This window comes from Amycolatopsis iheyensis (assembly GCF_024703995.1).
GTDB classification, from domain to species: Bacteria; Actinomycetota; Actinomycetes; order Mycobacteriales; family Pseudonocardiaceae; genus Amycolatopsis; species Amycolatopsis iheyensis.
In genome coordinates this window covers 48801-68200 of the sequence record NZ_JAMXQV010000036.1, presented here as the reverse complement: position 1 = coordinate 68200, position 19400 = coordinate 48801, and the positions used below count along the sequence as shown (strand labels likewise).

General features: G+C 70.7%; 16 protein-coding genes and 1 pseudogene. 10 read left to right on the top strand and 7 right to left on the bottom strand.

Going from position 1 to position 19400, the window contains the following annotated elements:
* Positions 1-131: 131 nt before the first annotated feature.
* From M8542_RS44155 to M8542_RS44145, 3 genes are all read right to left on the bottom strand, one after another.
* Positions 132-1163: an AfsR/SARP family transcriptional regulator gene (locus M8542_RS44155; RefSeq protein ID WP_257926385.1), complete on the bottom strand. Its 1032-nt coding sequence runs from the start codon at positions 1161-1163 to the stop codon at positions 132-134.
* A gap of 82 nt (positions 1164-1245) precedes the next feature.
* Positions 1246-1983, bottom strand: coding sequence for a DUF3159 domain-containing protein (locus M8542_RS44150; protein WP_257926384.1), 738 nt, complete (start codon positions 1981-1983; stop codon positions 1246-1248).
* Entirely contained in the window at positions 1983-2612 is a 630-nt protein-coding gene (locus tag M8542_RS44145; RefSeq protein ID WP_257926383.1) for a TetR/AcrR family transcriptional regulator, read from the bottom strand. Before M8542_RS44145 ends, M8542_RS44150 begins: the two co-directional genes overlap by 1 nt.
* Positions 2613-2908: 296 nt before the next feature.
* Between M8542_RS44145 and M8542_RS44140 the strand changes: the two are divergent.
* The 9 genes and pseudogenes from M8542_RS44140 to M8542_RS44100 all read left to right on the top strand — a co-directional run.
* Positions 2909-3283: pseudogene (locus M8542_RS44140) on the top strand (DDE-type integrase/transposase/recombinase); the annotation flags it as partial.
* Positions 3284-3757: 474 nt separating this feature from the next.
* Positions 3758-4171: a hypothetical protein gene (locus M8542_RS44135; protein WP_257926382.1), complete on the top strand. Its 414-nt coding sequence runs from the start codon at positions 3758-3760 to the stop codon at positions 4169-4171.
* Positions 4172-4180: 9 nt separating this feature from the next.
* Positions 4181-6094 (top strand): Hsp70 family protein, encoded by a 1914-nt coding sequence (locus M8542_RS44130; RefSeq protein ID WP_257926381.1) that lies wholly within the window; start codon positions 4181-4183, stop codon positions 6092-6094.
* Positions 6075-7586 (top strand): tetratricopeptide repeat protein, encoded by a 1512-nt coding sequence (locus tag M8542_RS44125; RefSeq protein WP_257926380.1) that lies wholly within the window; start codon positions 6075-6077, stop codon positions 7584-7586. Before M8542_RS44130 ends, M8542_RS44125 begins: the two co-directional genes overlap by 20 nt.
* Positions 7583-9202, top strand: coding sequence for a hypothetical protein (locus M8542_RS44120; RefSeq protein ID WP_257926379.1), 1620 nt, complete (start codon positions 7583-7585; stop codon positions 9200-9202). Before M8542_RS44125 ends, M8542_RS44120 begins: the two co-directional genes overlap by 4 nt.
* The gene (locus M8542_RS44115; RefSeq protein ID WP_257926378.1) at positions 9162-9422 is read left to right on the top strand and encodes a hypothetical protein; all 261 of its coding nucleotides are present in this window, start codon (positions 9162-9164) and stop codon (positions 9420-9422) included. The genes M8542_RS44120 and M8542_RS44115 overlap by 41 nt, the downstream gene beginning before the upstream one ends.
* A 35-nt stretch (positions 9423-9457) precedes the next feature.
* A complete protein-coding gene (locus M8542_RS44110) occupies positions 9458-11104 on the top strand; it encodes a CDC27 family protein (RefSeq protein ID WP_257926377.1) in 1647 nt (548 codons plus the stop codon).
* Between the two features lie 11 nt (positions 11105-11115).
* Positions 11116-12834, top strand: a complete 1719-nt coding sequence (locus tag M8542_RS44105; RefSeq protein ID WP_257926376.1) for a TIR domain-containing protein — start codon at positions 11116-11118, stop codon at positions 12832-12834.
* Entirely contained in the window at positions 12831-16355 is a 3525-nt protein-coding gene (locus tag M8542_RS44100) for a hypothetical protein (protein WP_257926375.1), read from the top strand. Before M8542_RS44105 ends, M8542_RS44100 begins: the two co-directional genes overlap by 4 nt.
* Positions 16356-16618: 263 nt before the next feature.
* On the opposite strand, the gene M8542_RS44095 is transcribed toward M8542_RS44100, so the two are convergent.
* The 4 genes from M8542_RS44095 to M8542_RS44080 form a co-directional block, all read right to left on the bottom strand.
* The gene (locus M8542_RS44095) at positions 16619-16798 is read right to left on the bottom strand and encodes an ANTAR domain-containing protein (RefSeq protein WP_257926374.1); all 180 of its coding nucleotides are present in this window, start codon (positions 16796-16798) and stop codon (positions 16619-16621) included.
* 70 nt (positions 16799-16868) lie between these two features.
* On the bottom strand, positions 16869-17015 hold the full coding sequence (locus M8542_RS44090; protein WP_257926373.1) for a hypothetical protein: 147 nt from the start codon (positions 17013-17015) through the stop codon (positions 16869-16871).
* A 606-nt stretch (positions 17016-17621) separates the two neighbouring features.
* On the bottom strand, positions 17622-18278 hold the full coding sequence (locus M8542_RS44085) for a lactonase family protein (protein ID WP_257926372.1): 657 nt from the start codon (positions 18276-18278) through the stop codon (positions 17622-17624).
* A gap of 55 nt (positions 18279-18333) precedes the next feature.
* Complete coding sequence (locus M8542_RS44080) at positions 18334-18594, bottom strand: hypothetical protein (protein ID WP_257926371.1); 261 nt, start codon at positions 18592-18594, stop codon at positions 18334-18336.
* A gap of 270 nt (positions 18595-18864) precedes the next feature.
* Between M8542_RS44080 and M8542_RS44075 the strand changes: the two genes are divergently transcribed.
* Positions 18865-19341 carry a peroxiredoxin family protein gene (locus tag M8542_RS44075; protein ID WP_257926370.1) on the top strand — a complete coding sequence of 159 codons (477 nt, stop codon included), beginning with the start codon at positions 18865-18867 and terminating at the stop codon, positions 19339-19341.
* Positions 19342-19400: the final 59 nt, after the last annotated feature.

The following is a 19400-nucleotide window of genomic DNA, read 5'->3' as shown; positions in this document are numbered from 1 at the left end:
GCCAACGGCAGCCCGGCGCGCAGTGGAGCCGGCTGAGCAGCGCCCCGCCGTCACGTCGATCGAGGCGCGGGACGGTATCCGGGTTTGCGCTGTGCCCGGCGACCAGCCATCGGGCCGGTGGCGGCTGGTCATCAGCCAGCTGGTGAGACGGGCCCGACCCGGTCAACTCCCGGAACAGCTGCCCTCCGGGAAGCTCCCCCTACCTCGTACGCGAAGTGGACGGCGAGCGCCGACGTGCCGACGCCGGCTGTCCCGTCGAGCACCGCGACTGCGGTGCCGCCCACATCCGGAAGCTGTGCCCGCAGCCGGGCCGGCTCCTGGTCCCGGTCGGTGAATCCGCCGACGTCGCCGGGGAGCCGGCGGGGTGGGGACGGTTTCCCGGCGGATACCTGCGCAGGCGGCGGGTCCAACGCCGGGTCGGCGGTGATGATCGCTTGGCGCAGCTCCTGCATTCCCGAACCAGGAACGAGACCCAGTTCCTCGTCGAGGGCGCTGCGCACTCGGTCGAACACTGCCAGAGCGTCGGCCTGCCGTCCGGCCCGGTAGAGAGCGAGCATCAGCTGTTCGTGAACGCGTTCGTGCAAAGGGTGCCCGGCCGCCAGCTCCGTCAGCTCCGAAATCAGCCGCCGGGTTTGCCCGAGAGCGAGCAGCGCGTCGGCGCGGGCCTCCCGTACCGCGAGTGCCTCTTCGTGGAGGGCGGCCACGACGTCTCGCTGCAGCACCTCGGACACCACATTGGACAAGGGCTCGCCCGACCACTCGGCGAGCGCGGAGTCGAAGGCTGCGACAGCTTCTGCGTGGGCACCTCGCTCGGACCTAGCCCAGCCCTGGGCTGCGGCCGAGCGAAATCGGATCAGATCGATGGCGTCGTCCGGTGCGGTGAGGCGGTAGCCGCCCTGTTCGGTCTGCAGCACGTCGGTGTTGCCGAGCGCGCGGCGAAGACGGGAGACGTAGGTCTGGATGGCCGCACGAGCATTGAGCGGCCGGTCGTCGTCCCAGAGCCACCGGGTCAGCTGGGTAACGGTGACGCGCTGTCCGGCGTGGGTCAGCAGCCCGGCGAGCACCACGAGCGGCCGGTCGCCGTCGGGGGCGACGACGACCCCGTCCGCCCTCACTTCCACCGGTCGCAGTATCCGGAAGCCCAGCCCCATGCGATACGTCATGATCTTGCCCCATCCTGATCGACGTGCGTCGGTCTCGGCTGCCCCGCACCGATTCGCCCTCCGCGGCGCCTCGGCCGCCTGGTCAGCCGCTGCACCGAGCGATCCGATGTCCGACGAGCCGTCTCGGCGACGCACGGCGCCATGCCCATGCCGCGATGGCGAAGGCCGCCAGGGTGAGCGGGAAGCCCGTGGCGACTTTGAGCGTGACCAGCAATGGATCGGTCTGGTGTGCGGCCAGCAGACGAGTGACGATGAACCGGAAGATGGCCACCGTGGCCGAAGCGGCGGTGGCCAGGGTGAAGTCGCGTCCTCGTGCTGCGGCACGCCGGGCGGGTTCCGGCTGATTCACCAGCAGCCAGAGCACTCCGATGAGCGGTCGGCCAACGAGTATCGATCCCGTCAAACCCACCGCGGCAATGGCGTACCAGGCGAGGTCCGGGAGGAAGAGCCCGGAGCCGGATCCGGTGCTCCAGGCGGCCACTCCGGCGATCATGACGCCGACGAGGCCGCCGAAGGCAGGGCCCTTGGCATGGCCGCGGCGGACACGAGCGATCGCGATCGTGGTGGCGAGGACGGCGGCGAAGGCCACGGCACCCGCCGGCCCGGCCATCGCGTTCAGGGGCGCGAGAACGGCGGACGGCAGTGCGGAGAGGAGAAGACCGCCGGCGGAATCGATGCGCGGCCGCGAGCGGCGCGGAGGCTCCGAGACACCCTGCAACCTGTGGGATGCCGAGTTCCGCACCGACGCATCGGTGTTGTCCGGCGTGACCGGACGCGGGCGCGGTTCGTCCGGCTCTGGCGTGGGATTGTGACGGGCCATCACTTCGTCCCGGACGTGCTGACGAAATGCAGGGAGCGGGCAGCTCGTCTGCGGTCGTCGCCGTAGCCGACCGCCAAGCGGACCACCATGTCCCGGAGGACTGCGCGGGCGGCATCGGCGGTCAGCGCTCCGCTCAGCACCATCGTCACCATTCCGTGCGGCATGCTCCACACCTGCGCCGCGCACAGCTCGGCCTGGTCGGCGGCCACCGCGGCGAACCTGTTGCCGTCCACCCCGCACCTGACGAGGTCGATCAGCCGCGTGAAGGTGGGTTTGCCGGCGGTGTCCTCCTCGGGCGGCCGATCGACGAACATCGCGCGGTAAAGGTGCGGCCATCGCACTCCGAACTCAAAGAATTCCCGGACTATCCAAGATAAATCAGTGACCGGATCGGCCGACGGGCCGAGGGAGTCCAGCTGCGATTCGAGACGGGCAAAGCCATCCAGACGGACTTCGCGACGTAGCTGTTCGATGCTGCCGAAGTAGGTGTAGACCGCGGCAGTGGAAACGCCGAGTTCGCGGGCCAGTCGCCGTGTCGACAGCGCTGACGGACCTTCTTCGGCCAGTAGCCGCGCGGCCGCACTCAAGGCGTTCGCGCGCAGCACCGGATCGCGTGGTCGGGGACTCATGGAACCATAGTATTACAACGTTGCGTAACAGCGCAATGCTACGCGGATCAGGTAGTGGAGACGTCAGCGCCCCGTTGCTCTGCATAGACGGGCCGGGTACGAAGGTGAAGCGGCGCGCAGCCCTCGCCGACCATCGCCGAGGTGCGCGAGCTCGTTGGCCACCGCAACCGCGACCAGAGCTTCGCGCGGTGCTCGCGCATCCGGTCCGGCACGTAAACTTTCGAGCACCGGTCGCGGATTTCAGTTCGGTCAGGACGCCGTCGCGATGCAGGCCGGTCAGCTCGTCGCGGCAGTAACGGCAGATCATCGCCCGCTGGCCCGGGCACATTGTCCATCTCGACGTGAAGAAAGCCGGCCGGATCCCTGACGGCGGCGGCTGGCACATCCACGGCAAAGACAGCGAGCACGCACGACACGTCGCTCGCGGCTAAACCCGAGGCCAGCGGGCCCGCTACACCTACCTGCACTCCGCCGTCGACGGCTACTCACGCCTGGCCCACACCGAAGCCCTGCCCGACGAGAAAGCCCGCACCGTGATCGGGTGCATCCACCGCGCTCGCGCGTTCTTCGCCACGCACGGCATCACCCACATCCACCGCCTCGTCACCGACAACGGCGCCTGCTACCGCGCCCACGACTTCGCCACCGCCCTGCGCAGGGCCCGGCATCAATCGAGGGTGAAGAAGCGATCGCTACGTTGGCCAGCCCGCTGCTTGTCCGGCCTCGACGGCTACTTCGTCGGCCTCGGTGTCGACCGGCGGGCCATCGCCGTCGACCGCCTTCGGCTGGGTCGGCTCCCGGGACGACGCACCGGCGTCCGGGCCGCAAGCAGCGCCTATGGCAGCACCAAACACTCACACGATGAACGGTTGAGGACCACGTGCAGGTTCAGTTCGATGAGTGCGTGTCCCGCATGCCCGGTCTCGATCGGACTGGTAGTAACTCCAAGCGACTACAGGTATGATATAAGTCACGAGTGGGACTGGGAGGGTTCCCCAATGGGGCCGGGAGGGGGTCCCAGATGACACCGCTGTCGTCCTACGACCAGTTGCGGGTCGTTATCGGAAGTAGCCGGGTCTGAATACATGCACGACATTTCTTCGGCTGGGAAACAGCCTGTCACGTCGCTCTTCGCCCTGCCGCCCGTGGTGCCGCGCGGAAGCCGCTACGCACAGCTCGGCATCGCGCCGGAAGCGACGGCGGCCGAAGTCCGGGCGGCGACCGACCGGTACGTCGCCCGGCTGAAAGCGGCCGGCGCGAGCGACGACGCGATCGCCGAGGCACACGCGCTCAGCCTGGAGAAACCCGACGCCAGGGCCGCGTACGACGCGGAACATCCGCCGCTGGCGTTGCTGCGGCTGGAGCCCGCTTGGGACGGGGTCTTCGACGATCGGGCAACCAGCCTCGCCGCGTTGCGCCGCGAGCTCGAACGCTTTCTGCTCGACGCCGGCGAGGTGGTCCACCACCCGGACGACACGACTCGAACGGACTTCACCGCGGACTTCCGGCCGACCCCGTTGCTCGACGGCGAGCGGCCGGGCGACCGCATCCACGAATGACCGGAGACCATGAACGTGAACCTGCACCGGGTCGTCGGCATCGACCTCGGCACGACGTACTCCGCCGTCGCGCTCTTCGACGCTGACGAGGACACCGCGACGATCGTGCCCGACCGGGTGTTCGGCCCGGAGGCCGACACCACCCCCTCCGTGGTCGCCTTCGACCCGCACGAAGGCCGGGTGGTCGTCGGCGCCGAGGCGAAACGGGCGATGTCCCTGCCCGGGCGCGGCCGGGAGACGATCATCGAGATCAAGCGCGAGATGGGCGCGGTCTTCACCGAGGAGACGCTCAAGCGCTTCGGTGCCGGCGGCACGTCGTTCCGCGAGGGCGACCCGCTGCGCGTGCGGCTGCACGGCGACTGGCTCCGGCCGCAGGAGGTCAGCGCCCTGGTGCTGATGCGGATGAAGGAGATCGCCGAACGCGAGCTCGGCGGCGGCGTCCACGACGCGGTGGTCACCGTGCCCGCCTACTTCACCGAACGGCAGAAGAAAGCCACCGAGGAAGCGGCACTGCTGGCGGGCCTGCACCCGCGCCAGCTGATCCCGGAGCCCACCGCCGCGGCGATCGCCTACGGCGTGGACAGCGCCGAGGAGGAACCCCGCGTCTACCTCGTCTTCGACCTCGGCGGCGGCACGTTCGACGTGTCGATCATCGAGACCAGGGACCGGAAGATCACCGTGCTGGCCACCGCGGGCGACGCACGGCTGGGCGGCGGCGACTTCGACGCGGCCGTCGCGGACTGGCTGGGTGAACGGACCGGCCGCACTTCCCCGAGCGCCGACGAGCGCATGCAGGCGCTGGCCGCCGCGGAGCAGGCCAAGCGCGAGCTTTCCCTGCGCGAGACGACCACGATCGACCTCGGCGACGGCACCGCACCGGTAGAACTCGACCGCGCCCGGTTCAAATCCTTGATCAAGCCGACGCTGGACCGATCGCTCAAGAAGGTGGTCGAGGCGCTGAACATGACGAAGCCGGGCCCGGACGAGCCACCGGTGAAGGTGGACGCGATCCTGCTGGTCGGCGGCTCGACCCGCATCCCGCTCGTGCGGGAGATGCTGGTGGAGCACTTCAACGAGGACGACGACTTCGTCCGCGCCGACGGCGACCCCGACACACTGGTAGCCCGGGGCGCCGCGCTGCTCGCCCGCCGCTTCGAGCCGTCGGAGTCGTTCGACTTCGATCGCCGTCCGGCAGGCCTGCGCCAGTCCGGCGAGGACGAGTTCGACATCAGGCTCATCACCGAGCACACCCTGGGCGTCGGGGTGCAGGACAACAAGTTCGACCCCCTGATCGAACGCGGCGCGAAGATCCCCAACCACAAGCAGAAGCGCTACACCAACCAGAAGGACTCCGAGAACGTCGAGGTGCCGATCTACCAGGGCGAGTCGGACCTCGTGTTCGACAACACGCGCGTCGGCACGATCGTCCTCGACAAGATCGAGCCGCGCGAGGCCGGGTACCACCAGTTCGACATCACGTTCAAGCTCGACGTCAACGGGTTGCTCGAGGTCAAGGTGTTCCACGCCAACGCGGGCCGCGAGTACGAGGCGACGTTCCGGCAGAGCACCAGCATCGGCAAGATCGACATGCTGGCCGAGAGCAGGCGCCGGCTGCTGCGGCTGCTCCAGCCGCGCACCGAGGCCCAGCCAAGCCAACCGGACGCGGCGGCGGAGCCGCTCACCTTCACCCTGCCGCCGCCCGTGGAGCTGGTACCCGACGACACTCCCACCGTCCAGCCCGACGCCGTGCCCGCCGAGTTCCGGCGGCTGTTCCGCAAGGTCACCGCGTGGACCTCGGACCACGAGGCACCAGAGGACCTCACCGCCGCGCTGCGCGAGTTCACGGAGGCGGTGCGCACGGGCGCCGAGCTGGACGACCTCGCCGACCGCCTCGAGGACGTCTATGACCGCGCCCGGCGATGAGCCCGTCCAGCTGATCGCCCAGGAGCTCGACGCGGAGTACGTCGGCGTCGGCAGGCGCGGCACGCTGTACCGCGCGCCGGCCCGGCGGCGCTGGTACCGGCTGATCCCGCGCGCCGAGCTGAGCGCGGACCACCGCGACGAGCTCAAACGCTGGCAGCACCGGCCGGCCGGCGCCGGTCTGGCCCCCGTCGTGCCCGCCGACACGGCCGGCGACCAGCAACGTCTCGGCGGCCGCTGGTACCAGGTGGTCTGCTACGAGTCCGAAGCGTGGCGCGGTCTCGCCGACGCCATCGCCGATCCGGACCCGGCCCAGCGCGTCGACGCGGTCGTCACCGCGCTGCGCGCGTTGCCCGGCTGGTGGGAGTCGCTCGGGCCGGGGATGGTCCCGATGCCCGCCGACATCACGGTCACCGACGACGGGCCGGAGCTCCTGCCGCTGCCGCTCTGGGGCGCGCCGTCGTTCACGGAGCTGTTGAGCGGCCCGGAGCGGGTGCTGCACCTGGCCCCGGACGTGGCGCGCGGCCGGACCGCGGTCGGCCGGGAGGACGACCTGTTCGCGCTGGCGGTGGCCGCGTTGCGCAGCTTCGGCACCAGTCCCGACGCCGACGCCGAACGGCTGCTGCACCGCGCGGCCTGCGCGGTGCCGCCGTCCGGCGAACGGCTCGACGGCAGGCTGCCGGTCTGGATGCGCCGCGTCGGCCCGATCCAGGCGGTGCTGGACGACCTGTGCGAGCTGACCACCGCGCCCCGGCGAGGCGACGTCGACGTCACCTGGCTCGCGGACCGGTTGCAGCGCGCCAGGGAGGCCATGGACCCGGTGGCCGCGGTCCAGGCGCTGCGGAACGCGGGTGAGCCCGACCAGGCGCTGTCGCTCGCGCGCGCGGTGCTGGTCGACGATCCGCAGTACGACGTGCTGGTGCTCGCCGCCACGATCGCCTACCAGGACAACGCGGCGCCGCTGGAGGCGCTGACCCTGCTCGACCGCGCGGTGGAGGCCGCCCCGGAGCGGGTCGAGGCGTACGCCGAGCAGATGTCGGTCATCGCCATCGGTGAGCTGTGGACGATGGTGCTGTCACTGCTGTCCGACGCCATCGACGACTCGTTCACGCGCAGGCTCGACACCACCGTGCAGACTGCGTTCCACCGGCTGCCGCACGCGTTGCGCAGCGAGCACTCCCCCGCGATGGCCAGCCATCTCATCCGCCAGGGCAAGGTGCGCGAGGCGAATGCGTTCGTGCACAGATGGCTCCACGACGGCAGAACGCTGACGTGGTGGCGGTTCGACCTGATGCTGGCCTACGCCTCCACGTTCTGGCTGCTGGGCCGCCGCCGCGAGGCCCTCGAGGTCGGCGAAGTGCTGAGGCAGGGCCTGAAACGCGTGCGGGACAACGGGTCCGTCGAAACGGCCGCGATCGACCTGTACGAGCTGTTGCTCATGCAGCTCGAGGAGGAGATGGGGCACGCGGACGAGTTCGGGGAGGAACAACGGTGAACGCGGTGCTTTTCGTGGTGTGCGCTCTCCTGCTCGTGGTGTGCCTGGTGGGCGTCTGGTACTTCCTCGTCGTCGTACCGAGCCGCTGGCGGGTGCCACTGCACGAGGCGATGGTGATCCTCGGGCGCGACCGGCACCAGCGGGCGGACCTGGAGAAGGCCGACCGGCTGCTCGACAAGGCGATGAACGCGGGCCCGCGCGGACGGGACCTCGCCGACACGCGGTTCGCGCACGCGTTCGTCCGCGCGATGCTCGGCACCTATCAGTCCGACCGGTACTGGGCCGCCGCCACCGCGGTCGACAGCCTGGCCACCGCTGCCGGGCTCGACCCCGCCGGCGCGCACCTTGCGGTGTGGTTGCAGCACAAGCTGGAACGCCACGAACGCGCGGTCGAGCTCTACCGCGAGCACGAGGCCGTGCTCGCCGGACGGCCGGGCGCCCGCACCGCTGCCGCTTCGTCGCACCTGCACCTGGCGGGCGCGCACTGGCGGCGGCGGGAGACCGACGAGGCCATGCACCACTTCGACCGGGTCCGCGACCTGGGCGTGCTGACCGGCGAGATCCCGAAGGCCGCCGGCAACCTCCACGTCCTCAAGGGCATCCAGCTGTTCTTCGACCACCGGCACGCCGACGCCCGCGCGGCGTTCGAAGCCGCCCGTGAACGCGCCACCGAACGCGAGCAGAGCACCGTCGAGGCGGACCTCGGTCTGCTCGCGTGCGACTGGGAGGCGGGCGACCCGGAGGAGCACGAGGGAGCGCTGACGCGGATCGCCGAAAACCTGGCCGAGTACCGGGACGACGAGGCGGACGAGGAGTACCGCAAGCAACTGGGCACCGCGCTGACGCTGCTCCGGGTGACGACGCTCCTGCGGCGCTGGGCCGGCAGGCCGGCCGAATCCGGCGCCCCGGGCTCCGCCGACCGCCACGAGCTGGCGGACCGGGTCAACGAGCTGATCGACGCCGACGAGGAGCTGGGTGACCCGTTCCTGGTCGAAGGACTGATCTGGTACTACTTCGCCGCCGACGAGGGCGAGCGCGACACGGCGCTCGCGATCCTCGAGCGGGGCATGGGTCTTCAGGGCGCCAAGGCGATCGCCGTGCCCGAGGTGCTGGAGCTGGTGGAGAAGGAACGCGCGCTCGGCGGGCAGGGCGACGCGCTGTCGCGGTTCCTGCGGCTGGTGCACGAGTTCCTCGCCGACCCGGCCGTACCCACCCGGCACCGCGACGAGCTCCGCTCGCTGCGTGACCAGTTCACCCGTTACGCCGACGACCTCGGCGAGGACCTGGCGCTGCCACAGCGCCCCGACTCGCCCGAGGAGCTGCGGCAGCGGATCGACGCGATGCGCCGCCGCATCGAGCTGATCATCTATCCGCGCCTGCGCGACCTGCCCGACGACGCCCCCGCCCGGGTCGTGCTGCGGGAGCGGCTGGCGGAGCTGGACGAGGTCGCCGAACTGTTCGCCGCGCAGGCCGAGGCCCTGCACCAGAGCGAACACCAGCTCGTGATCACGACCGGAGAGTTCCTGCTACCGCAGGAGGAATGGGGCCACGGCCATGGGATTGTCGACAGCGTGGGTGCGGATCCGGACGACGTGGCGGCTGTCCGGGAAAGGTGACGGACGATCGGTACTCGACCGCGAACGGCTCGTGGCGCTGCTGCCCGAGGTGGAGTACCGCAGGGCGCCGGACGAGCAGCAACTGTTCGACGAAGCCTCCCTGCCCGCGTCGCTGCCGCTGATGCTGAAGCTCGACCAGGAGGCCGAGTACCTGGTCTGCCGCGAGGTCGCCGAACGCGCGCTCGGTTCCGTGCCGGAGCCCGACTCGCTGCCCGGCTGACGCCCACCACGCCACGCCCGCCGGGAAGGACGACGATGACCGACGACCGGGCCCAGCGCGACACGCCCGCACTGCCGTACCAGCCGCTCCGGCTACCCGACCTCTCGGCGCCGGCTTTCGGCGGCACCGACCTCGGCGAGCACTTCCGCCGGCTGGAAGAGATCACGCGACGGCGTGCCGACCGGGAGGCGGCACCGTCGGCGCTCTTCCTGCCCGACTTCGTCACCCTGGCCGCCGAGGACTCGCTCGACCTCGGCGACCTTGGTGAGGACCTGCTCGAGGACGCGCGCGCCAACATCGCGCGCGGCGAGTACGCACTCGCGCTGGAGCAGCTCGCGGAGTTCCTGGAGCTCTCCCCCGGCCGGTCCGAGGCGCGCTATCTGCAGGCGTACTGCCACTACCGGCTCGGTGACCTGATGACGGCGCTGGAGATCACGCTGCCGATGCGGCGTGAGCGGCTGGACGATCCCGCTGTGCGCAAGGGCGTGCTCGACCTCCGGGCCACGCTGTGCGACGTGCTGACGGCCGTGGAGGTCGGCACGTTCCTCGACACGCGCCACCGCGATCCGCGCTCCGCCGACGACCGGCTCCGGCGTTTCATCGACGTCGCGCCGGAGCAAACCGAGCCGCCGTACCTGCTCGCGCTGCTGCAGGCGGCGGACGGCGACTACGTGTCGGCGTTCCACACCGCCCGCGACGCCGCCGATCGAGCCGACGGCAAGGTGGAGCACCTGCGCGCGCTCGCCGACGCACTCGCCCTGCTGGCCGTGCAACCGCTGGCGAGGGATGTCGTGCGCGCGCTGTACGACGGCGCCTACCAACGGGCCCGCAAGGCGTTGGCGCGGCTGGACCGCGAGTGGCGTGAGCTGGAGACGCTGCGGGACCTCGACCGGTTCCTCGCCCAGCTGACCCGCACCGGTCGCTCACCGGCGAAACCGTTGCCGGCGCCCAACATCCCGGCCGACCGCGCCATGCGGCTCTATGCGCTGATCGCCGATCTGCACCGGGAGGAAGCCCTCGATCTGGTCGACGCCCGGCACTGGGCCGAGGCGGAGCGGGTGCTGGCCGAGATCCTGCGCCTGGTGCCCGCCTACCCACCACCGAACCTCCTGTACGCGTTCTGCCTGCTGTCCCAGGGCAAGGAACCGGAGCGAGCGATCGCTGCCGCCGAAATCGCCGCACGCGACCCGGAGCTGCCGGAGGCGAAGGCGCTGCTGCACACGGCCAAGCAGCTGCGAGAGGTGCTGGCCATCAACGCGGCGTTCGAAGAGCACAACAACGCCGTGCGGCGGGTCGGCTCGCCGCCGACCCGCGAGCAGCTGACCACCCTGCGCCGCACCATGGAACAGCTCCGCGGGCGCTTCCCGAAGCTCGAGGCGATGGCCACGACCAAGGAGAGCACGAGACGTGTGGGCGAGCTCAGGCAGGCGGTGACGAGGCAGGTGCGGGAGATCGACCTGGCCATGGCCGACATGGAGGTCTCCGCGCTGGTCGGGCGGTTCAACGAGTGGGCGCAGCAGTTGACGACCGGCTGGCCGATCGGTTCACCCGGCCGCTCGGACAGGCTGGAGGGCGAGCTGATCGCCGCGGAGGCGGAGCGGCTGAAGACCACGCATCCGCACGCCAGGCAACTCCTGCAGGAAATGATCAACGGCATCGACCGCGCCAGGCGCTTCCGGTGAGAGGGCAGCAGATGACCGAGCCCGACAGCCACGACGGGTGGGACGTCTTCATCAGCTATGCGCGAGAGGACTACCAGAAGGCCAGAGACCTCGCGGACAGCCTGCACAAGTGCGTCACGTCCCGAGGCCTGCCACCGCGGATCTTCATCGACGTCGACCGGGAGGGCCTGCCGCCGGGCGTGGACTGGGAGCAGTACCTCGAGGCGGCACTGCCCCGGTCGAGGTACTTCGTCGCCCTCTACTCGCTGCGCTACTTCTCCAAGAACGTCTGCCTCTTCGAGCTGCAGCGTGCGGTCGACCTCACCAAGGCGGGCACGGTCGGGTTCATCCCGGTACTGATGGAGGAGGCGGCCAAGGACAAGATCTGGTTCACCGCCAGCAAGTACAACTGGGTCGCGGTCACCCACCCGGACTGGTTCGAGACCCTCCGGGACGCACTGGACCTGCGTCCCTCGCCGAGCAGCAGGCAGCTGCGGTTCGACGCACCCGTGACCGACGCCGTGGTCAACCACACCCTCTCCACGGTCCGGGTGTCGGTCGGCGGCGCGCACGGGGCCGCGGTGCCGGCGAGCGGTGAGCCGATCTCGCTCACCACCGTGCCGCCCGGCTCCGGGCTCAACGGCACGCTGATCGTCCCGACCGTGCACGGCACGGCGACGTTCGCCGACCTGTCGTTCCGCCGGCCGGTCGAGTCCGTCCGGCTGCGGGCGCAGGCACCCGGCTGCGAACCCGTCGAGACCGCGCCGATCCAGGTGAGCCCGCCCGCGCCGCAGCCGAGCGGTCCGGACCGCGTGCACCCGCGACTGCCCGCGAGTGGCCGCCAGGCGTTCTTCCCCGACGGGCGGCACGTCGCCGTGCTCGACGGCGCGGACCTGTCCGTCCACGCGCTCGACGACCCGGACCGCGTCCTGGGCGCCGCCCGCCTCGCCGCCCGTCCCCGGCTGTGGGCACACGGCACCAGCCACCTCGCCGTCGCCGACTGGACCGGCCGGGTCGTGGTGGCCGCACCCGACGGGCGCACCAACACGGTGGACCTCGCTCGCGCGCCCGGGCTCGCCGTGCCGGGGGCGTTGGCGTTCGACGGGGACACGCCGCTCGTCGGCATGTGGAACGGCACCGTCTGGTCGCTCGCGGACGCAGAACCCGAGACGGTGCTGGAGCATCGCGCGGGCGTGCAGCTGCTGGCGGTCGACAGCGGCGGACGGCTGCTCACCGGGGATCTCGACGGCGTGCTGACGGTGCACGCCGAGAACCGCGCCGGCGCCGAGTTCCCGCTGGAACGGCTGCTGCTGGGCATCCACCACGGACCGGGCTACACGTTGATCGTGGGCGAGCATCACATTTACCGCCTCGACAGCGGAGCCGACCGGCCCCTGGTCGTCGACCTGCCCGTGAAGCAGGTCGCCGACGCGTGGGTCGGCCAGGACCTGTCGATCGTGCTCAACGACGAGGGCCTCGGTGTCTGCTTCGACGCCGAACTGGGTGTGCATCTGGGTTTCCGCACTGTGCCCGGTGCCCGTGTCGTATCCGCGTCCCGGGACGGCAGGCTGGTCGTGTTCGAGTACCCGGACGGCTCGCACGTGCTGATGCAGGACGGCCGCATCGAGGTCACCTCCGCACACCCGCTCGCGCTATCGCCGGACGGGCTGCTGGCGGCGACGTCGGACGGACTGGGCACGCTGATCCTGCCGGTGGACGAGCTGCGGACCGGCGCGGAGAAATCCGCATGACGAACGTTGCCGTCCTGGAGACCCGGTCCGAGGTGTTGCGCCGCCTCGCGGACAAGCTGTGGGCCCGCTACGAACAAGGCGCCGGGTTGAGCGCGGACGAGCTCGAAGCGTTGGCGGAAGCGTGCTTCCGACTGGCCGTCCATCCCGGGACCGAACCGGGCGCGGCGCTGGACCTGCTGGCCCGGGCCCACCGCGTCGACCCGGTCAACCCCAAGCACCCCTACCACGCCGGCTTGATCCACCTCCGCCACGGAAGGCTCGAAGCCGCGTTGCGGTGGCTGACCGCAGCCGCCGGGTCCGCGCCCACCAACCACCGGGTATGGGCACACCTGTCCATCGTGCACCAGGGACTGCACGAGCAGCGAGCCGCCGACCCCACCTACGGAGGCGAGGAGCAGCAACGGTGCGGCGAGATCGCCTCGGCGATTCGCGAAGGCAAGGACGACCTCGCCGCGACCGACGACGTGCCGGTGCCGCTGCTGCGCCCTGGCGACTGCCGCTGGTCCGGGATCCACGACATCAGCGCCGAACTGGTGCTGCGGAGGCCCGCCGGCGCACGCGGCCGTGACGCGATCGCCGAGGACCTGCAGAGGATCGCCGAACTGGCCGACCGCCGCCCCGGGGGCGTCGCCGCGTTCGCCGTACTGGCCATCCAATGGCTCGCGCACGGCTACCCGCCGGCGACGATCCGGCGGCTCGCGCACGCGTTGCCGCCAGGAGACGGCCCGGCCCGGCAGGTGCTCGACGTGACGTGCGAATTGTTCGAGACGGACGAGCCGGCACTGCCTGCCCGGCTCGCCACCTGCCTCGCCCAGCGGGAGCTTCCCGACCTGCTCGTCGCCATCGTCCACCAGCGGCGGCTGCTGTGGCGGCCGCTGCACGTGCCCGATCTGAGCGCGTTCACGGCGGCGCGGACGTACGCCGGCGGTGCCGACCGGGGCGACCCGACGACTCATCTCGACGCGATGGCGTCGGCCGTGCGGGCCATCACCACAGCCACCCCACCGAAAACGCCGGCCGACGTCGCCCCCGACGGTCAGGCCGAGCCGGCTGCCGATCCCGGTGAGCTGCTGACGAGGCTCGAGCGGGACGCCGAGTCGATCTCGCGGCTCAAGAAGAACGCGAGCGTCTTCGCCAAGGAACTCCGCCGCGCCGACCTGGCCGACACCGCCTGGCGCGCCCAGGCCCACGCTGATCACGCCGTGCTGACGGACATCGCGAAACGCCTCGAACAGGCCCGCGTCGAGCGCCTGGGCGCATTGCAGGCGTTCAAGGCGAAGCAGATCGCCGAGCAGTTCGACACGCGCCTCGAACGCTGCGAAAAGGCGCTGCAGCAACCGATCGGGCTCAACGCGCACCTGAGCACCGTCCGGCGAAAGCTGCGCTCCCATGACGGACAGCCCGCCACACCGGTGCCCCCGTCCGCCGGTGTCACGGCGATCGACGCGGAACTCTGGGCCTTCGCGCCGAGCACCGCGCACGTCGCTCCGCCGCCGGCACGTCGTGAGCCGCCCCCGGAGGATCCACGGGCACAGGTCGCGGTCGCCGTGGCCGAGGTGGAAAACGCGTTGGCAGACAATGCCGCCCGCGCCTGGCAGTCACTCGACGCCTACCCGCCCGGCCTGCGGGGCCGGGCCGCGCTCGTCCTGCTGCGGTCCTACGTCAACGGCCGTCTCGCGGAGTCCTGGCACCGGATGGGCGCGCACACGGCTGCACGCAGGCACTGGCAGGCGATGCTCGCCGAGAACCCGATGTCCACCGCGGTGCTGCACAATCTCGCGGTCGCGCACACGGCGGCCGGCGACGTGGCCGCGGCGACCCAGATGTGGAGCCGCTACCTCGAGGCACTCTACGCCGAGGCGCTGCTCGCGGGCACGCCGTCGCGAGGCGCCGCCGAGCGGGCCGAGATCCACCGCGTGCTGGCAGGCTCGTTCGGCACCGCGGCGTTGTGCGGCCGGCCCGCCGACGACGGACCCAACCCACCGCCGCGCGGGATCCCCGCCGCGCTGACCAGTCCCGCGCGAGTCGCACTGGCCGTCGCCCACCTGCGCCTCGAGGAACTCAACCGCGCGCTGTCCTACCGCAGCGCGGTGCTGCGCCTCGGCGTGGCGCGCTCCGTGCGTCGGTCTCAGCTCGACGAGGCGTTCGACGCCCGCCTGAACCTCGTCGCGACGGCCTGCGCCCCGCTGCCGAAACGAGTGCGCGCGTCGTTCGCGGACCTGTGCCGCACCGCGTTCCAGACGGCCCACGAAGCCGCGTGCGACCCCGGCGGCCGGACCCGCGAGGCAAGCGACTCCGACGAGGAGGAAGCTCACATCGCCTGGACGCACGAACGCGTGCGGTGGAAGGAACGCATCGCCCGTGAGCTCGTCGGTGCGGATGACTGGCCGGTCACCGAAAGCTCCGGCGAGATCCTCGCCTGCCTGCGCATGATCGACGAGCTGCGGCTCGACCCGGCGGACGAGACGGTGCGCAAGGCCGTGCTGCGGCTCGGCGCTCCCACGACGTACCTCAGGCAGCTCAACGACCTGTCCGGTCTCGCAGCCCGGTTCGCCGTCGAGCGCATCTTCCGCGCCGCCGAGAACCGGCTCGACGCCTCCGCCGATTTTCCCCGGCGCTACCAGCGCATCTGCCTGTCCTGGCAACGCAACGGCGTACCGGAGCGCTACCTCGACATGCTGGACGACCCGCAGGCCGTCTACCTGCCGTCGGTGGAGCACGCACTCGAGCTGCTGCACGACGACGCTCCCGATCACGAGATCCGTCCCGTGGTGCTGTCGGCGCTGCCCGCCATGGAGCACTGGATCACCCGGCTGCGCGGTGCACCGGGCCCGCCCGCGATGCTCGGCGAACTGCTGCACGCGGTGGGCGAACACAGCAGGGCGAGTTCTCTGCTCGCGGAAGCCCGCGCCACCGCCAACCCACGCGACTCCCTGACCCGCGTACGCCTTTCCATCGAATGCGGCGCTTTCAAGGACGCCCTGGCCTGCCTGACCAGGCTCGAACAGCACAGTGCAGACCCGGCGGACGTACGCCGGCTGCGGGTCACCACCTACCGCCGCTGGCTGGCCTCGGACAGCGTGCTGCCCACCGTGGACGAGATAACCGGGGACCTGGCCGAGCCGCACCCCGAGATCGCGGACGCCCGGCGCCGGCTCCTGGTCGAGGTGACGATCGCCAAACACCTGCGCCGACCGGGCGAAGTGGACCCGGACTCACTGGGCGGGGACCTCCGCCGGCTGCTGCGGGACGACGCGGAGAACTCCCACGCCCGCTACCATCTCGCCCAGCTGCTCTACCAGCACGCCGTCAGCATCCGCACCCGCATGCGCGCGACCTTCGGCTCCCAGCGTGAGGCCCTGCGGGACGAACTGACCCGCCTCTGCTCGGAATGCTCGACCCACACCACCCACCTGTTGACCGAGGCGGAGGACGGCGACACCCACCACGCCCTGGCGGACGACGCCCGGCTCGAAGAGGTGAAGGCCATGGCTACGAAGGTCCGCAGCTACCGCCGATAGCGGGCTCCGGCAGCCGTCACGAACGGCTGCCGGCCTGAACTCTCTGCTGCGTCCCCATCGCACCCTGCAAGCCGCCCAGCACGCGCTCGCCGGCCATACCCCAGTTCATCCGGCCGCAGCCCGGCAGCGATCAGCCCGCGCTTCCGCGTGGGCATCATCCCGTGCGGATACGACGCCCCGGCAGCGATGCACGGCACGGTTTGCTCGTTTGCCGCCCGATCCGTCGGCGAGATGGTTCAGGGACGCCGGCATCGCGCCGGAGGCTAGTGCGCGAATCCGTGGTCAGCGCGGCGCGGCAGATCGAAGGCCGCCTCGGGATCGAGGCCTTGGCCAGCCATCAAGGTCCCTTTCGCCTGGCCGATGACATCGCGGGAGGCGATCGCCCGGCGCAGGCCGGCGCGTTCCAGCTCGGCGGCCTCGGCATTGCGGGCGTGCTGCAGCACCAGCGACGCGTGCGTGGCAAGCAGTGCTGCCGCGGGTCTTTGGACACCCGGCTGTCGGTGAGCAGCGACTTCAGGGTCTCGACGTGGGGAACGGCCCACGCGCGGACACCGCCGGAAGTTCCACCTGCACGGCAGAACCGCTGTCACGCAGCTTCGCGCCCTCACCCGGGATGTCGGCGCCATCGATGTCGAGGACGTACAGCTGCCGCTGATCCATTACCAGCCTCCCCTTCGATTCATGCGTTTCTTCGGCGGATCCACACGAGGCGCAGAGTCTTCCGCCCGCCGACGACGCGGAGACGTCCGCAAGCCGTCACCTCGAAGAGAGCGTTCTCCCCGAGACGACCGGTGACCACCACCAGCTGCCGGCCGATCAGGTCAGCGGCCGAACCGGCGTCTTCGGCCCCCGCACGCTGGTCGTACCTCGTTCCTCCGAGCACAGGCCGATGATCAGGACTACCTGGATCGATCGCATCCGTGGATCCCCGCGGCGCCGACCGGCCGCGGGTGAGGCCCCGAGCGCACCGCCCAGGGCCTCACGGCCGGCTCAGATCACATCGATGCCCGCCGGGCTGCCGAGGGCGCTGAAGTCGCTGGTGCGTGGTCGCGGTCCGGCGTCCGGGGCAGGCCCGCGAACTCCCCGACCTTCGCGAGACTACCGTCGGCGCTGATCCGCCACGCCGCCATCTTGCCCGAACCCGGCAGCACGTTGTAGAGGTTCCGCCCGTCGGGGCTGATGCCGAGATCCAGCGGTGTGCTGCCCTAGCCGGCGGCTGGCTTGTCGGTGGTTCCGGCCACTTCGTGCAGCAGAGTCAGGCTGCCGTCACGGCCGACTTTCCAGCTCAAGACCGTGCCGGAGGTGTAGTTGGAGCCGTAGGCGTACTCGCCGTTCGTGACCACCAAGCAGATGTCGATCTGGTGGTCCGCCACCGCCGTGCTGATCGGCGTCAGGCGCCCGTCGGCGCCGATGCGGTAACTCCCGGCGGCCACCACCGACGAACTCGGCGACCTCCACGTTGCCTCGCTTGTCGAAGTCGAACCCGAACGGACCCCGGTTGGCGAAGTCAGTGCGGACGAAGTCCTTGCCGGGGCGGCCACCGGCGTCGACGGTGGAGGTCAGCACCCGGCCCGGCCCGGCCGGACCGTCCTTGATGGACACCAGCAGGTGCTGCCCGTCCGGGCTGAACGAGACCTGAATCGGGTCCTTCAGCGCGTCCGGGGCGAACCGGTCCTGGTTGGCGGCGAGCTGTCGCGTCGATCCCGGAATGGGCGTCAGCTTGCCGTCGAAACCCAACCGGAAGCCCGTGATGGTGCCTTCACCGGAGGCATTCAGCACGTACACCCGGTCGCCGCGCTGCGTGACAATGTTCGGAAACCGCTGCGAATACGAGCCGTCACCGGTCGGCACGACGTCGACAACCTGCAGCCGGTCGGGCAGGACGCGCAGCACCGAAAGCGTGTTGCTGCCGGCGTTGGTCACCAGCGGGAACCGATGGTCGGCCGTCACCTGCACCGAGTTGCCCGAGCCGAGACCGTCACCAGCGAACCGCTGCCCCGGTGCCGGATCCTTGACCCGTGGCGAACGAGCCGACGAGCGTCAGCTTCCCCTCGGGGCCACGGTGGTAGTTGGCGATCTGGTTCCCGGGCTGGTCCAGGGCACTGCTGTTGTTGTGGTTGGTGCCGACGAAGACCGCGCCCGACGTCCGCCAGTCCGGAGCCGGTAAAGCCGCCACGGTGGCTCCGGTGAACACGGCGGCGAGCGGAACCAGCGCCGCGGCCGCGAGAGCTGTGCGCACGACTCGGCGTGTTGACGACTTGCTCATTCTGGTGAATTCCCTCCGTACCCGCACCGGCTGAATTTTCCGAAGCGGCCTGCCACCGACCCTAGAATCCGGAACGAAAACGACGGAAGAAAGCGAAATGAACGGTAATATATTACGTAGCGCGGAATTTCCGGTCCCCAGGGCGAGCACCGGGGTTTCCACCGATGCGAGTGGCGACCCCGGAGGCGCAGGCTCATCGCGGCCGCCGCCATCCACGACCGGCGGCGAGAAAGGCGATCGACCATGGCTCTTCTGCACCCGGGTGACGCCTTCCCCGAAATCACGGCGACCACCGTGGACGGTGCCACCCACCCGGTCCCCTCCGAGCTGCGCGGGCACTTCGGCGTGGTGCTGTTCTACCGCGGCAGCTGGTGTCCCTACTGCAACGCCCAGCTCCGGTCATTCGAGCGGGCCGCGGCTAAGCTGGCCGAGCTGGACATCAAGGTGGTCGCGCTCTCCGTCGACGACGAACCGACCACCAAGGAGCTGGTGGACAAGCTCAGGCTGTCGTTCCCGGTCGGACACAGCGCGGACGCGAAGGCCCTCCAAGACGCGATGGGCGCCTTCGTCAACCAGGACCCGGTCTACCTGCAGTCGACTGGCTTCGTCCTCGACCCGTCCGGGACTGTTCTCGTGAGCGTCTACTCGGGCGGAGCCATCGGCAGGCTGGTCCCCGAAGACGTCATCGGCATGGTCCGCTACGTCAGCGAGCAGGGCTGAGCACCCCCGGCTGTAACAACTCGGGCGCGCCGACGACTTGATGTCGGTCGACGAAGGAG